Annotated in this window: 13 protein-coding genes; 8 read left to right on the top strand and 5 right to left on the bottom strand. The window is 37.1% G+C overall.

The genetic code is table 11. The features are described 5' to 3' along the window. Nucleotides 1-31 precede the first annotated feature (31 nt). A complete protein-coding gene (locus F981_RS16200; RefSeq protein WP_004723447.1) occupies nt 32-301 on the top strand; it encodes a DUF2798 domain-containing protein in 270 nt (89 codons plus the stop codon). A gap of 5 nt (nt 302-306) precedes the next feature. Here the strand turns inward: F981_RS16200 and F981_RS16195 are convergent, their stop codons facing one another. Then, a complete protein-coding gene (locus F981_RS16195) occupies nt 307-903 on the bottom strand; it encodes a hypothetical protein (RefSeq protein ID WP_004723445.1) in 597 nt (198 codons plus the stop codon). A gap of 323 nt (nt 904-1,226) precedes the next feature. Here F981_RS16195 and F981_RS16190 point away from each other — a divergent pair, with 323 nt between their 5' ends. The 5 genes from F981_RS16190 (at nt 1,227) to F981_RS16170 (ending at nt 10,001) form a co-directional block, all read left to right on the top strand. Next, nucleotides 1,227-2,924, top strand: a complete 1,698-nt coding sequence (locus F981_RS16190; RefSeq protein ID WP_004723444.1) for an NAD-dependent malic enzyme — start codon at nt 1,227-1,229, stop codon at nt 2,922-2,924. A 159-nt stretch (nt 2,925-3,083) separates the two neighbouring features. After that, the gene (locus F981_RS16185) at nt 3,084-6,473 is read left to right on the top strand and encodes a type VI secretion system Vgr family protein (protein WP_004723443.1); all 3,390 of its coding nucleotides are present in this window, start codon (nt 3,084-3,086) and stop codon (nt 6,471-6,473) included. Continuing rightward, entirely contained in the window at nt 6,454-6,972 is a 519-nt protein-coding gene (locus F981_RS16180; protein ID WP_224964429.1) for a hypothetical protein, read from the top strand. Before F981_RS16185 ends, F981_RS16180 begins: the two co-directional genes overlap by 20 nt. Continuing rightward, on the top strand, nt 6,969-9,353 hold the full coding sequence (locus tag F981_RS16175) for a hypothetical protein (protein WP_004723441.1): 2,385 nt from the start codon (nt 6,969-6,971) through the stop codon (nt 9,351-9,353). The genes F981_RS16180 and F981_RS16175 overlap by 4 nt, the downstream gene beginning before the upstream one ends. 9 nt (nt 9,354-9,362) lie before the next feature. Further along, a complete protein-coding gene (locus tag F981_RS16170) occupies nt 9,363-10,001 on the top strand; it encodes a hypothetical protein (RefSeq protein WP_004723439.1) in 639 nt (212 codons plus the stop codon). 293 nt (nt 10,002-10,294) lie between these two features. On the opposite strand, the gene F981_RS16165 is transcribed toward F981_RS16170, so the two are convergent. Then, nucleotides 10,295-11,215, bottom strand: a complete 921-nt coding sequence (locus tag F981_RS16165) for a Dyp-type peroxidase (RefSeq protein WP_004723438.1) — start codon at nt 11,213-11,215, stop codon at nt 10,295-10,297. 162 nt (nt 11,216-11,377) lie between these two features. Here F981_RS16165 and F981_RS16160 point away from each other — a divergent pair, with 162 nt between their 5' ends. Beyond that, nucleotides 11,378-11,998, top strand: coding sequence for a LysE family transporter (locus F981_RS16160; RefSeq protein WP_004723437.1), 621 nt, complete (start codon nt 11,378-11,380; stop codon nt 11,996-11,998). A 72-nt stretch (nt 11,999-12,070) separates the two neighbouring features. Beyond that, nucleotides 12,071-12,691, top strand: coding sequence for a LysE family translocator (locus tag F981_RS16155; RefSeq protein WP_004723436.1), 621 nt, complete (start codon nt 12,071-12,073; stop codon nt 12,689-12,691). A 37-nt stretch (nt 12,692-12,728) separates the two neighbouring features. On the opposite strand, the gene znuB is transcribed toward F981_RS16155, so the two are convergent. The 3 genes from znuB to F981_RS16140 are packed head-to-tail and all read right to left on the bottom strand — an operon-like array spanning nt 12,729 to nt 14,803. Beyond that, a complete protein-coding gene (gene znuB, locus F981_RS16150) occupies nt 12,729-13,529 on the bottom strand; it encodes a zinc ABC transporter permease subunit ZnuB (RefSeq protein WP_004723435.1) in 801 nt (266 codons plus the stop codon). A gap of 3 nt (nt 13,530-13,532) precedes the next feature. Continuing rightward, nucleotides 13,533-14,333 carry a zinc ABC transporter ATP-binding protein ZnuC gene (gene znuC / locus F981_RS16145; RefSeq protein ID WP_004723434.1) on the bottom strand — a complete coding sequence of 267 codons (801 nt, stop codon included), beginning with the start codon at nt 14,331-14,333 and terminating at the stop codon, nt 13,533-13,535. After that, nucleotides 14,306-14,803 (bottom strand): transcriptional repressor, encoded by a 498-nt coding sequence (locus F981_RS16140; RefSeq protein ID WP_004723431.1) that lies wholly within the window; start codon nt 14,801-14,803, stop codon nt 14,306-14,308. The genes znuC and F981_RS16140 overlap by 28 nt, the downstream gene beginning before the upstream one ends. Nucleotides 14,804-14,842: the final 39 nt, after the last annotated feature.

The following is a 14,842-nucleotide window of genomic DNA, read 5'->3' as shown; positions in this document are numbered from 1 at the left end:
ATGTGTCCTGTTGGTAAATTTAGAGCGATATATGTCAAATACTCCTCCCACAATTATTGGCAATATCCCAAAACTCCCTGCAAAATTTGCAGCATGGATTATGCCGTTGTTCTTATCTTGTTTAATGAGTGGCATGGTGTCATTGATTAATATGTTGATCAATGTGGGTTTGATTAACGGATTTTGGGTCAAATGGCTTGCTGCATGGATGGTATCATGGGCTGTGGCATATCCTGTGGTTTTGATTGTTTTACCCTTAGTACGACGTTTAACCGCCGTATTTGTGGATATGCCTAAATAATGGATCTACTCTTTACATGTGACAGGCTTGCTGAGTAACTCAGCATGGCCATTTGTAAAGGTATAAAGTTTGGAATTGTTAAAGATTTTAATCACTTTGGCTTTACTCAGTGCCGTTTTAAATGTCGGCATTTTTTTCGCATTGACTAATTCAAATGGATTGCCATAGTTTTTATTGTCGATTAAGAATTGAACCTGACCGGTTTGCGCATCATGTGCTTTAAGCAGCTCTTTACCATCTTTATCTTCAATCGCAAAACCAGACTTCTGCGAAGGAATCTTACAATTCAAACGCAAATATAGGACGTTTCCATCACTGGATTTGTTTTGTAAGGTGTAAATACCTTGAAGATCATTTTCAATATAGACCCATTGTCCAGTGGGCATATTGATCTTCATTTGTTCTAGTTTTTCGAGGGTGGCTTTACTGACATCAACCACACCTTGCTGATCAACTTCTGGAACTTTGGCTTCGCCTAAGCCCACCATGCTTTTGACTTTTTCAGTGGTTTTAGAAACACCAGAAGAGACTTTTTTTGCAGTTTGGCAGCCAGTACATGCAATGACTGTGCTAAGAAGGAGTAGAGAGATCTTTGTGTTCATTGTTATTGGTTTAGCTTCATCGTATTTTAAACAAAATAAATCTAAACAGAAAAAAAATCAATGATTGGTCAAAATTGCGTACAAATATGCATTTTAATGGTGGGATCATGACTCATTATTTTATGGAAAAATATTAAATTGCTTAAAAACCAGAATTTGATCAGTAAAACTGAGAATAATTTATCATTCTGTAAAATACTTTGAATATCATTATCACGTATCTAAATACCCATTTAGTCAAAAATAGGCTTAAGCTTGTATCAGACCAAAGTCGTAGCTTAGCAAAAGATAGAAGCAGGCAGTCTGCTTCAATGAGAATGGAAATGCCAACGGAAACCCTGAAAAAATATCCTCTATATATTCATTATGCAGGTAATGCCTTATTAGAGCTGCCTTTATTAAATAAAGGTTCAGCCTTCACAGAAGAAGAACGAACTCAATTTAACTTACACGGTTTAATTCCTCATGTGATCGAAAGTATTGAGGAACAAAGTCAACGTTCATACCAACAGTTCTGTTCTTTCAGTGAAGCGATCAATAAGCATATTTATTTACGAAATATTCAAGACACCAATGAAACGTTGTTTTACCACCTGATTGAAAACCACTTAAGTGAGATGATGCCGATTATCTATACACCGACAGTGGGTGAAGCATGTCAGCGTTTCTCCGATATTTATCGTCGTCATCGTGGAGTATTTCTTTCCTATCCTGACCGTAAATACATTGATGAAATCATTCACAACGTAAACCGTAAAAATGTCAAAGTGATTGTGATCACAGATGGTGAGCGTATTCTTGGTTTAGGCGACCAAGGTATTGGCGGTATGGGCATTCCAATTGGAAAACTGTCTCTTTACACTGCATGTGGTGGTATTAGTCCAGCCTATACATTGCCGATTACCATAGATGTGGGAACCAATAATCAACAATTATTGAATGACCCGATTTATATGGGATGGTCGCAACCTCGTGTCAGTGGGGATGAATACTATGAATTTGTTGATGAAGTGATTGCAGCGGTTAAACGTCGTTGGCCAAAAGCATTGATTCAATTCGAAGATTTTGCGCAAAAAAATGCCATGCCTTTACTTGAAAAATACCGTGATAAGATTTGTTGTTTTAATGACGATATTCAAGGGACAGCGGCAGTTTGTGTCGGTACTTTAATTGCTGCGAGTAGAGCCGCAGGTAAACAGCTCAAAGATCAGAAAATTACCTTCTTAGGGGCTGGTTCAGCAGGTTGTGGTATTGCAGAACAAATTATTGCACAGATGGTTGCTGAAGGGCTGACAGATGCTGAAGCGCGTGCCAAAGTATTTATGGTGGATCGTTTTGGTTTAATCACTGAAAATCAGCCAAACTTATTAGATTTCCAACGTAAGCTTGCGCAGAAACCTGAAGATGTTGCACATTGGGGTAATGCTGAGGAAATCATTTCACTGCTTGATGTTGTGAAAAATGCCAAACCAACCGTATTGATTGGGGTATCGGGTCAACCGGGTTTATTTACAGAAGAAATCATTAAAACGCTGGCTGAAAACTGTGAATATCCGATTGTATTGCCTTTATCCAACCCAACTTCACGAGTTGAAGCCGTGCCAGCTGATATTATTCAATGGACAGATGGTAAAGCATTGATTGCGACAGGTAGCCCATTTACCCCTGTGAATTATCATGGTGAAACCTATCAGATTTCACAGTGCAATAACTCTTATATTTTCCCTGGTATTGGTTTGGGTGTGGTAGCAGTTCAAGCAACCCGTGTTACAGACAATATGCTGATGGCTTCAAGTTCAGCTTTGGCTGATTGTTCACCGAAGTTGCAAGATATCCACGCAGACCTATTGCCTGATTTAAATGAATTACAGCAAGTGTCTAAAATTATCGCGTTTAAAGTTGCCAAAGCCGCTATTCAAGATGGTGTAGCGCCGATGATCAGTGATGAGCAATTGCTAGAAAGTATTGAACAGAACTTCTGGAAACCAGAATATCGTGATTATAAACGTGTTCCGTTCTAACTTTTATTGATAGGTCATGAAGATAAAAAGGGAAATTACTAGATAATTTCCCTTTTTTTAAAAAGAAATATTGATTAAAAAATATAACAATTTATCGGTGTCTTTTTTTAAATTTTTAATTAAAATATGGACACTTGTAATTAAATATCAATAACTAAAATGCTGAAAAATATTACGACCTTACTTGAAAGCTTTGGCTTGGGACTACAAACACGAGCGATCCATGTTCAATTCTCAAATCAAGCCTTAAACAGCAGTGTATTCTTGCAATGCATTCAGGGGCAACAACAGATTAATCAAGGCTTAAAGGCGGAATTACTCTGCCTTTCAACCAATGCGCATATTGCTTTAAAACAATTTATCGGGTGTCAGGTTGCAGTTGATCAAGTCACCGATTTTGGTGAATTGTACCGAACCACTGGAATTGTGACAGGGGTAAGCCAAGGGCAGAGTGATGGGGCGTTAAGCGTTTATAAATTAACGCTTGAAGATGCAACCAGTCTTTGGCATAAGCGTCGTAATAGTCGTGTTTTTATGAACAAAAGTGTTCTGGAAATATCGGAAATCTTATTTAAAGAGTGGCAAGCGAAAAGCGCCTTATTTTCTGCCAGTCTAAGTCTGGACAGTAGTGGTTTAAAAAAACAATACGATATCCGTCCTTTTGTAATGCAAGCCAATGAAACGGATTATGAGTTTTTAACTCGCTTGTGGCGCAGTGAAGGTATTAACTGGTTAGTTGATGAGTCTGTACGAATTGTGCCTATTTCGGCAACGCAGATTCAGGCACAGAAATTACGTCTGATTGATGACAATACGCAATATGAGGCAATGCCTAGACGCAGTATACGCTTCCATCGCAGTCATGCAACAGAACGCTTTGACACGATCACCAGCCTCATTGCCCAGCGCTCAATTCAATCAACAGCAATACAAGTACAACGTTGGCAAGCGGATAGCCTTTTACAAGATCAGGGCGATAGCCAGTTAAGTAATCACCAACATAGTGATCAACAAGATAATGAAACTTTAAGTTTAGAGCAGGCTTGGACAATTAGCCCGGCTTGGACCAGTGATCTCAATGGCGAAGACCAAACCACAGTTTCCAGTTCAGCTCAAGTTGATAAATTAAATACCCAACTAACACAATACCAAGAATTACAGTCCAAATATTTTACCGCAACCAGTTCAGTGCGCGATGCGCAAGTTGGCTATTGGTTTGAATTAAGAGAACACCCTGAAATTGATCAACATGATGGTTCGGATCGTGAGTTCTTAATCTTAGGTAAGACTTTTTACAATCAAAATAATTTACCCAAAGAGTTACAAGATCAGTTATCCAAGCTGCTTAATTTAAACTATTGGAACCATTTAATAAAAGACCAACGTCAAGCCAATGAGTTGTCTTTGGTACGCCGTAGAATTCCGATCGTTCCAGAGTATAACCCTTTAGCACATAGACCTTCTGCATTTCCACAACGTGCCAAAGTGGTTGGGCCGCAAGGTGAAACGATTTATGTCGATCAATGGGGGCGAATCAAAGTTCGTTTCCTCTTTACCCGTACCGATGACAATAGTCATGATGGTGGTGCAGGCTCGAATGACAATGATACAGACTCAGCTTGGGTTGATGTATTGACCTCTTGGGCGGGAGAAGGTTATGGCACAAGATTCCACCCACGAATTGGTGAAATTGTAGTCATTGATTTCTTTGATGGCAATGTCGACCGTCCATTTGTGATGGGACGTTTACATGAAGCAGAACGTCATCAAACCATGTTTGATATCAAAGGCCAGTTGCCTGATACCAAAAAATTAAGCGGTATTCGCTCATCGGAAGTGGGTGGATCAGGTTTTAACCAGCTACGATTTGATGACACCACAGGCCAAATCAGCACACAGCTACAAAGTAGTCATGCAGCAACACAACTTAACCTTGGGAACTTAAGTCACCCGAAAGATAAGGAAACCAGCAATGGGCGTGGCGAAGGTTTTGAGTTAAGAACCGATGCTTATGGTGCCATGCGTGCAGGCAAAGGCATGCTTATCACGACGTATGCCCAAGAAAATGCGATTGCAGACCATTTAGAAGCAGCACAAGCGCAGTCCTTGTTAAATCAAGGTGCAGAAAGTATGAAAGTGCTGAGTGAAATAGCAGTCAAACAACAAACGGATGCATTGAATGTTGTCAATCGTTTGCCGAAACTGATTAATTCTTTAGAACTAAAAGGTGCAAATCAGGCTTTACAGGCAACCGTGGGTTTATTTAAAAATGCTGTGGGGAGTGATCCAATTTCAGCACTGAAAAACAGTGGTGATTTTATTGAGGACATCCAGAAATTTGGTAAAGATACCAAGAATATTGTAGACGAATTTAAAGACTTTTTTAATGATTCCAAAGAGTCGATTGAGAACTTAAAGAGTTTTATTGAAAATATTGAAGAACATGGTTCGGATGTTTTAAAAGGAAAATTAACCAGTTTAAAAGACAAATTTGATACAGAACCGTTAAGTGCTTTAAAAGACGTGGGTAAGGTAATTGCCAATGTTGAAATTAAGGATTTTGATTTAACCAGTGTTTGTGGAACTTTTAATAAAGGCAGTAAATTGGATGTGAATCCGATGCAGGCTTTAGGCTCTTTACAGGGCTTTATGGAGAGTTATACAAAAGACTTAGAAAATAGTGGTGATAGTGCCAAACAAGAGCAAGGTAAGATCTTTCGTCAGGCATTGATGTTACTGGCTTCACCCAATGGGATTGCACTGACAACCCCAGAAGATATTGTCTTACAAGCTTCACAAGATATTGCTGAAAGTGCGCAAGGCTCAATTAATTTGAGTGCACAGAAGAATATTGTCGGTCATGCACAAGATAAGATCAGCTTGTTTGCAGCTCAGAAAGGTTTAAGTGCTTTTGCTGCAAAGGGTCCGATCAAAGTTCAGGCGCAAGATGATTTGATTGAAATCATTGCCAAGAAAGTGATTAAACTGATCGCGACTGAAGATAAGATTGAGCTGACCAGTTCTAAAGAAATTGACTTAAAAGCAGGTGGTACTCAGCTTGTGGTTAATGGTAGTGGTGTCTTTATTAAAACTGGTGGAAAGTTTGAAGTGAAATCGGGCCAACAGTTGTTTACCAGTGGGGCAACTGTAAATGCGCAGTTACCGAAAATGCCTGAGAGTGGAATATTTAGTCGAAGGTTTGATTTTGGCGATATTTTTAGTAAAGATGAGTTAAAACAGCAGGTTAAATTTAAGTTCGTAAATCACTCACGAAAAACTGAGTTTATTGGTATTTTGGATGAACTTGGTCGTACACAACGTTTTTTCAGTGATAGTGCTGATAATGTCGAAGCTATTATTCTTGGGCATGATAGTGAAGATTTGAAAGAATTAATTGTGATAAAAAACGATGTTGATGACACTACAGATCATAGTGCATGTGAGGGTGAGGGATGCTGTGGCGCTGCAGATGATCATGGTGCAATAGAAGATCAAAATGAATCTTGTGATGAAGATTTAGAAGCAGATTTTGGCAGTTTCGGTCAGTAAGGGCTTTATTATTATGAGAGCAATATTTTCTTTCTTGTGTTTTTTATTATTTGTACCTTTGTGTCATGCGCAGATTATCAAAGAATTTCCAAAGCGTACCATAGGTGCTGAAACGGTTAGCTTTGCTTATATTGAGTCTGATAAATGCAGTTTTCAACGTAAGGATATTAAGGAGTCTGTATCGAAGATTTTAAAGCAAAATAATATAGATTTAAGTACAGGTTCTTGGTTACATGTTCCTGATGAATGTTGGAATATCAAAAGTTCAGAGCAAAATCTTTTACTTATTTCATTAACAAATAAAAATAAGCCTTTGAAATTTTATATTATTGATGATGGTAAAAACTTAGGTAATGTCATGCTACATCTTAATGAGGATCTGAGCCTAAATTTTGATGGAAATAAAATTAAATTTTCAAAACAAATTAGTGAAAAAACAAAAAATAAAATTCTAATCCTATTTAAACAAATTGATCAAGAATCAAAGGGGGCACTATGAGTTTTGTTTCTCCAGTAAATGGCAAGTCATTTGGTGATGATAGACAAGCATATATATATGCAGTATCCCGAAGAGAGTCATCATCAGATTTAACCTTATCAGATCTCGTAGATCCAAACCTTACTGCTAGAAAGGTGCATAATGGTAAAACTGCTGGGTATGGCTTTATTGGCTATTTTCAGTTTGGTGAAGGTGCACTTTTCGATTTGGGTTATTTTAAGCCACCTTATACTTTTAGTAATGATTCTGACAGCCTTTTTCAGAAATCATTTTCGGTCAATGATTGGAGTGGAAGTTGGACGGGCTTAGATGATGTAACTTCAAAAAGTATTTTTTTAAAAGACAGAACTATTCAAATAAAAGCATTTAATAGCTGGATTAATACACTCTGTAATAGATTAAGAAGTCAGAACGTCAATGAATTTTATGGTGTTCGAATTAATGGCGTTGAAATTACTGAGTCAGGCTGTATTGCCGGAGCACATTTAAAAGGCCCTAAATATGTTTTGGAGTTTGTGCAAGGAGTAGGAAATCAGGCTGATGCTTTTGGTACAAAGGTTGGTGAATACATATCGTTATTTGCTCATTATGATTTAGAAAACTGTTGCAATCGTAAGATTTATATAAATGTTGTAGATGAACAAGGTAATGCTGTTTCAGGGAAAAAAATTATAGTAGAGTCAGAGTATAAAGAGGGAAAATATTATAGCAAAATTGGAAAGCTTTCAAATGATTATAAAACGAATGAAGAAGGAAAAATTCCTGTAATTGTTAGGCATCCCGGCACTAAAATTAAAGTAATCGTTGATGGTAAAACACTCGAGATTACGCAACAAAAAGATAAGAAAGAAAGCTACACGATTAAATTAACTAAACAAGTCTCAGTGCCTGTTGTTTTAGAGCAAAATAGTGCCCCTCAACCAAAACCACAAGCCAATAAAACGCCTCAAGAAGTTAGAAATGAGCAAGCTCCAAGTGTTGCAGAAGAATCAAAAACGACCGATAAGAAAGATGTGAGCTTTAATATACAAATTGTTGAAGCAGATACTGGCAAACCGATCTCTAATATGGGATTTTTTCTCACCTATAAAAATAATATAAAAAAACATGCTGCTGATGGTAATGGCATCAAACAAAATATTATTGCTGAGGAAGGGCAAGATATTGAAGTTTCTGTTTCAGGTGATGGGAAGAATCAGAAAATTCATCATTTTAAAGTTGATACGTCTTTAAATAATCAAACAATAAAAGTAGCACTGCCAGTCCATAGCTTTCAATTGATTGTGAAAAAAGATGATCAAATTGTACCGAATACCTCTGTAACTGTTTTTTATAGAGGAAAGCAAATTCCTAAAAAAACAAATGCTGCAGGTGTAATAAACTTGAAAATGCTGGTAGGCTTTGTATATGGTTTTGGTGTTGGTTCTAAGTCAATAGTAAAAGCTAGAGTAATTAATGGAAGTCCATATAGAATATTTAGAATAAATGAAGGTTTTGTCAAAGAGTCGAGAAAATTAGATGCGGGGCAAAAAACTGTACAACAAAAAACAGTTGGAACTGTTCAGCCAGAAACTAAACCGAAGCCACCAACCCCAGCTAAAGTGCCTGAAGTTAAACAAGAGCCTGCTAAGGTTGCCCAACAAAATACTCATACCGAAAATGGTGGTAAACCACTGACGACAATTTCTAATCAATCACCAGCAACTAGTGATACAACACGATATCATATTTATTCTGATGGTAAAATCAAACGAGAAAATTCAGCTGCAACAGGTTTTGCTGAATACATTTATTATGATAAAAATAATCAAGCACATAATATTGGTAAAACAGAATTTATAGTTGCGCCTAAACGGCAAAAAGGTAATGGATTAGTTGGTGGAAATGTATATTTAGTGGACCAAAGAACTTTAAAGTCTTACAAGAGTCCTGATGGTAAGGTAGGATATTTGTGGGATATTTTTCTACCAGGTCGAACCAGATATTACTTGAAAGGAGATGCATTCGCAGCCATTATTGGAGCCATGTGTTCTTTAGGTTATGGTTATTATCATGGCTCAGGATTTAGTGTCAGAGATGGACGATCTGTGGGTAGCATGTCACACTATAACGGTATTAATGGAGATTTTCGTTATCTAGGAATTAACGGTTGTCATAAAAACGGCCCTGTTCTCGTTAGCCAAGTAGATAGATTTGATTGGGATGCAAATGTACGATTTGTAAATGCCTTATATCTTTTTGGTTACAAAGCATTTGGTTCACAAGTAATGAAAAGAAAAGGTCAGCCAAATAAAACGTTGCCACATGTAGCTTTCACAAATGGCGATCATGATAATCATTTACATTTACAAGGTTATCAACCAAATATTCAGGATATATAAAGGCAAATTATGCATATTAAAAAGTTTATTCCTTTGCTAGTCTTATTTTCACTCGCAGCTTGTCAAAAAGCAGAAAATAAAATGCTAAACTCAGATTCGCAAAAAATGAGTGAATCTAAGGTCAATAGTAGTCTTTTGGTAAATGAATATAAGAAAATTAGGTTGCCATTTGATTTAAAAACAGTATTAGTCAATGATAAGTTTATTAAATTAGATGAATACCCGCTTAACCAAAAGGATTTAAAGCTGTTTTACTCTGGAGAAGATCAGGCAAGAATCTTGATGACAGGTGTCAAAAAACTTGGAAGTAAAGAGTATTTATTGGGTTTAATTGCTGTAAATTTTGATAATTATGAAGGCTCAGGCCCCGCACAATTGGTATTTTTATCTGGGGGTGAAAATAACAACAATAATTATAAAAATACTCTATTTGTAACGATGGGAGGTAAGTTTCCAATCTTGGAGAATGAAGTTAAAAAATTTAATAATATCAATGAGATTAAATTAAAAAATTACTGTATTCAATCTTTTATTCTTAATGATGACTTAAGTAAAAAAGAAGAAATGAAATGTGTGGGGAGTGATCCTAGTATTGAAAAAAAGAACTTTAAATTTAATATAAGTCAACTCGGATATGATGAGCTTTAAAAAAATTTTATTGCTTTACAAATATTTTCTATTATCACTAATTCAAAAATAGTAAATATAATTACTGTATTAACTCTTTTTTGGAATTTATATTTTATATTGGAAAAATAATAATGTAGAAAGTTTATAATATTTAAGATCAGTACTTAACAATATATGGGTATAGTTATCAAGCTTCTAAGAGAAGACGTTAAAGTAATGATAAATATTAACTCTGAATTTTCGAATAGGTGATATAAGTATATTCACTCAAAAATAAAGGTAGCAGTTAAATAGCTACCTTTATTTTTACATCAGTCTTCCAAAATCTCTTCCAACACTTCTTCACTCGGTGCAAAGAAATAAGCACCATCCATAGGTGTTACAAAGTGCAGCAAACGGTCATGAATCCCATCGCCTTGAGTACCAAACATATTGACTAACATACGATCAATACGGGTTAAGTCTTTGGTATAGGCAATAAAAAATAGACCTTGCTCACCTTGACCATCGCCATAAGGAAGAGAGTGGCGTAGTATTTCTAATTCTTCACCTTCATTATCTTCAATGACAACACGAGCAATATGGGCATTTTCAGGTTTGTGTTCATCGTCCATCTCTATACTTTCTAATTTAGAACGACCAATCACATTTTCCTGTGCATCAACTTTTAAACGTTTCCACTTTTCAAGTTCATGTACATAACGTTGTGCAAAAATAAAAGAACCATCTTCAAAAATACCTGAATCTTCACCTAATAACGCAGTCTCCGCACGATCATCAGGGAATTGAGGATTTTCAGTACCATCAATAAAACCAGTCAGGTCACGACCATCAAGATAACGGAAGCATACCCGTTCATCCAGAACCTCAACTTGATTTTGGATGCCATCAAAAAAGGATTGGCTAAGCGCAAAGCAAATATCTGTACGTGCAGACGCAATATGAATCAGAACATCAGCAGGAACCACTGGCATCTCAAATGCGCCTTGAATCGGTTCTAACTGCTTAAACCCTTCAGGAGTTGTGTGATAAAGTTTTGCCCAAAGTTCAGGACCAAAAGCAATAGATGTTTTAATTTCAGCATCAGGGTGTTGGGTAATTAAACGATCACGTGTATTTAACAACGCATTGAGTTGTTCTTTTAAACCATCAATAGACAGATTTTTTAAATTTAAAACAATGAAACGAGCATGATTAGAAGGTAAAGGTAGAATTACAGATTGGGCTGTCATATGGTGATGGCTCCTCAATTTTTATTTATCAATCCTCTTATTGTGCATGATCAAGCAACAGCTGAATAGTAAAGTCTTATACTTTTTACCAATTAAATTAATCGAAATGTATCGTTTTAAAACCGCTATAATAGCGTGTTAAAAGTTTTCTATCCTTTTGTTATGTCGTATCAAGTCTGGTTTGCCTATATGTTGGCGTGCTGGGTGATCAGTATTTCACCTGGTGCGGGTGCGATCGCGTCTATGTCGAGCGGTCTAAATTATGGTTTTCGCCGTGGTTATTGGAATGCAATCGGTTTACAACTGGCGTTGTTGGTTCAAATTGCGATTGTCGCAGCAGGGGTTGGGGTATTGTTTGCAACCACACCGCTGGCGTTTTTCGTAGTGAAATGGTTTGGGGTTTTATATTTATTGTATTTAGCCTACATACAATGGACAACGAAAACACAGTCGATAGATATCCCAACTGAGCAACCGACAAAATCTATTCCCAAGCTGATCTTATATGGCTTTATTGTCAATATCAGTAATCCAAAAGCCATCGTCTTTTTACTTGCTGTTTTGCCACAGTTTCTAGACTTGTCTAAACCACAATGGATTCAGTATTTGATTATGGCAGCGACCATGATCACGATTGATTTGATAGTCATGGCTGGTTATACAGGATTGGCAGCCAAAGTGTTAAGACTATTAAAATCACCAAAACAACAAAAATATATGAATCGTACCTTTGCTGTATTGTTTAGTTGTGCCGCTGGCTTATTAAGCCTGGTTCACCAATAACAGCATAGGCGATTAACTGAGTTATATGTTAGAAATTTGACCCTATAAATAAGCCATTGTTTCGAGGTTACTTTGAATTATTTAGAATTTTATCTGTATGCCATTAGTGTGATTATCATGATTGCAACGCCTGGTCCAGTCATGATCTTGGTTGCAAGTGCAGGTTTAAAAGGTGGCTACCGACAGTCTTTACTGACCATTATTGGGACAAATTTGGCTTCTTTGGTACTTATCACAGCCTCTATTTTAATTTTAAAAGGCATGTTTAGTGTCAATGAAACCCTCTTCTTGATCATTAAAGTTTTAGGATGTCTTTATATTGCCTATCTAGGTTATGGAATTCTAAAAGAAGTATTATCCCAGCAGGACCATCAACTCAATACAATGTTGTCGCCTGTAGATGGTGGTCTCAGCAAAGGCTTTTTAGTAGGTATCTCAAATCCTAAAGATATCATTTTCTTTTCATCATTTTTTCCGCAGTTTATTCATATTCATGCTGATATGAATACCAGTCTGGTTATCTTAGTCGTGACATGGATTATTTTAGATTTTCTCACGTTATCTTTGGTCTATCTGTCGTTTAATAAGCTTTCTAAAAGTCAAATTTATCCAAAAATATTAGGGCTTTGCGGATTAATTCTGATTGTCATTGCTGTATATGGTTTATATGTTTCGTTAAAAAGCATAGTTTAAATATTGAGTGCGGCTAAAGATGGAAATGATTGATTCATCAAGCCATCTTTCTTACTTTCATTACACAGAAAATCACAGCAAACAGCAAAGACATGGTTAATACGATGCTTAGACCTGTAGAGATATTCAGGGCTGCACTTGACCATAAACCCACAGTCACACCAATTTGAGCAATCACAAACGCTCCCATCACCATTTGTTTCGGTGAGTGCGAAATAAGACGTGAAGCCAGTGCTGGAATAACCAATAATGCACCCATCAATAACGAACCAACGGCACGTAAAGCGAGTACGGTGAATAAAGCCAATAACAACATAAAAATTAAGCGCTGCCATTTGGCGTTTACGCCTTCACTTACCGCAATATCTGGATCAATCGCAATTTGAATTTGTGCTTGCCAGTAACGGTAGAGGACAGCTAAAGCAACAATAATCACAGTTGCAAAAATCGGTAGGTCTGACCACTCAATTGTTAATAAATCGCCAAATAAATAACTTAATAACTCAGGACGTAATGCGGGTAAATGTTGAATTAACAATAGCCCAGAACAAAGTAAGGTCGCAGCACATAATGCAAGTAAGGCGTCATTGGGTAAACGCGGGTCATGTAAAACCCAAAGTACTGCCACCAAGAGTATCGCAGTAAAGGTAACACCGACCCAAAGCGGTAAAGTTAAAACAGCAGCTAACGCAACACCAAGCAAGGTACCATGCGCCATCGTGTCAGCAAAAAAAGACATTCTGCGCCATAGCATCAAACAACCTAGTGGCGCTGTTAAAAACACTAAAAGTGTTCCCATAATCCATGCAGGTAACAGTAATTCTAACCATTCCATCATGGTTTAAGCTTCCGGTTCTGGGTGAATGTGTGGATGTGGGCCATGTTCACAAGTTTTGGCGGAGTCACCATGTGCACAATGGTCATGATGGTGTTGGTAAAAAGCGTGGTATTTTCCAAAAGTATCACCAAACAAAGCTTGATATTCTGGATGCTGCTGAATACTGTCAGGTAAACCACTACAGCAAATGTGCTTATTTAAACAGACAACTCGCTGAGTGCCTTGCATGACCCATTGTAAATCATGAGACACAATTAAAATGGCGCAACCATAACGTTGTGGCAGGCTACGCACATATTCATACAATTCAGCTTCAGATTGAATATCTAAACCTTGCATAGGTTCATCTAAAACTAAAATATCGGGTTGGCGTAATAAAGCGCGCGCCAATAAAACCCGCTGACGTTCACCACCTGAAAGTTGTTGTACTTTGGCGTACTCTAATTTGGCAATACCAGTATCTCGAATGATTTCAGCTTTAATGGCCTTATCACATTTCTCAAGATCCAGTAGATCTTTAACTCTTAAAGGCAGACTATGAGAGGGGTTAAATTTTTGTGGTACATACGCCAGTTTAATTTTTTTTGAGCTGATAATTTTGCCCGCATTGGGTTTTAAAATACCCAATAATACTTTGATCAGGGTTGATTTGCCTGCGCCATTGGGACCAATAAGCGTGACAATTTCTTTTTCTTGTAATGAAAAATCTATATTTTTTAGAATGTCACGATCATCAATTCGGACATTAATTTGTTGCAGTTGAACGAGAGGGGAGTTTACGCTTTGTTCGAGCACTGCTGACATATTCCTGAAATCTCAATAATACTGTGATGTGCATTGAAGTGATCTGACGCTGCTAAGTGGTTTAATTCTTGAATTAAACCTTTTGCTGAAGCTTCTTTCACTGTATGACATTCAGTGCAAATTAAAAATGCGGCTTGATGTCCTTCACGTGGGTGACAACAAGGGATATAAGCATTAATAGAGGTTAAACGATGAATAAAACCTTTTTCTAAGAGAAAATCTAAGGTTCTATACACAGTAGGTGGTGCAGCTGGACGTTCTGCAGCACCTTTCATCTTGGCTAAAAGATCATAAGCACCTACAGGACCTGAGGCATTCAAAATTAATTCAAGTACTTCTTTACGCAAAGGGGTAAGGCGGGCACCTGAGGTTGCACAAAGGCTTTCTGCTTCTGATAAACGAGCTTCTACATTGAGATGATCGTGTACACCATGCAAAGTATCATGCTGCTCGTGTGAACATAAGCTCATATCAGACCTCAAAACTTGTTATTTGAATGGAAGAGAATC

The sequence above is a fragment of the Acinetobacter guillouiae CIP 63.46 genome (assembly GCF_000368145.1).
GTDB classification, from domain to species: Bacteria; Pseudomonadota; Gammaproteobacteria; order Pseudomonadales; family Moraxellaceae; genus Acinetobacter; species Acinetobacter guillouiae.
The sequence above is the reverse complement of the archived record's forward strand: the minus strand, read 5'-3'. Positions and strand labels throughout refer to the sequence as shown.

Excerpts from the sequence above, each read along its gene's own strand:
- F981_RS16190 (WP_004723444.1), top strand. The coding sequence starts at position 1,227 with ATGCCAACGGAAACCCTGAAAAAATATCCTCTATATATTCATTATGCA.
- F981_RS16200 (WP_004723447.1), top strand. The coding sequence starts at position 32 with ATGTCAAATACTCCTCCCACAATTATTGGCAATATCCCAAAACTCCCT.
- znuC (WP_004723434.1), bottom strand. The coding sequence starts at position 14,333 with ATGTCAGCAGTGCTCGAACAAAGCGTAAACTCCCCTCTCGTTCAACTG.
- znuB (WP_004723435.1), bottom strand. The coding sequence starts at position 13,529 with ATGATGGAATGGTTAGAATTACTGTTACCTGCATGGATTATGGGAACA.
- F981_RS16175 (WP_004723441.1), top strand. The coding sequence starts at position 6,969 with ATGAGTTTTGTTTCTCCAGTAAATGGCAAGTCATTTGGTGATGATAGA.
- F981_RS16140 (WP_004723431.1), bottom strand. The coding sequence starts at position 14,803 with ATGAGCTTATGTTCACACGAGCAGCATGATACTTTGCATGGTGTACAC.
- F981_RS16160 (WP_004723437.1), top strand. The coding sequence starts at position 11,378 with ATGTCGTATCAAGTCTGGTTTGCCTATATGTTGGCGTGCTGGGTGATC.
- F981_RS16165 (WP_004723438.1), bottom strand. The coding sequence starts at position 11,215 with ATGACAGCCCAATCTGTAATTCTACCTTTACCTTCTAATCATGCTCGT.
- F981_RS16185 (WP_004723443.1), top strand. The coding sequence starts at position 3,084 with ATGCTGAAAAATATTACGACCTTACTTGAAAGCTTTGGCTTGGGACTA.
- F981_RS16170 (WP_004723439.1), top strand. The coding sequence starts at position 9,363 with ATGCATATTAAAAAGTTTATTCCTTTGCTAGTCTTATTTTCACTCGCA.
- F981_RS16195 (WP_004723445.1), bottom strand. The coding sequence starts at position 903 with ATGAACACAAAGATCTCTCTACTCCTTCTTAGCACAGTCATTGCATGT.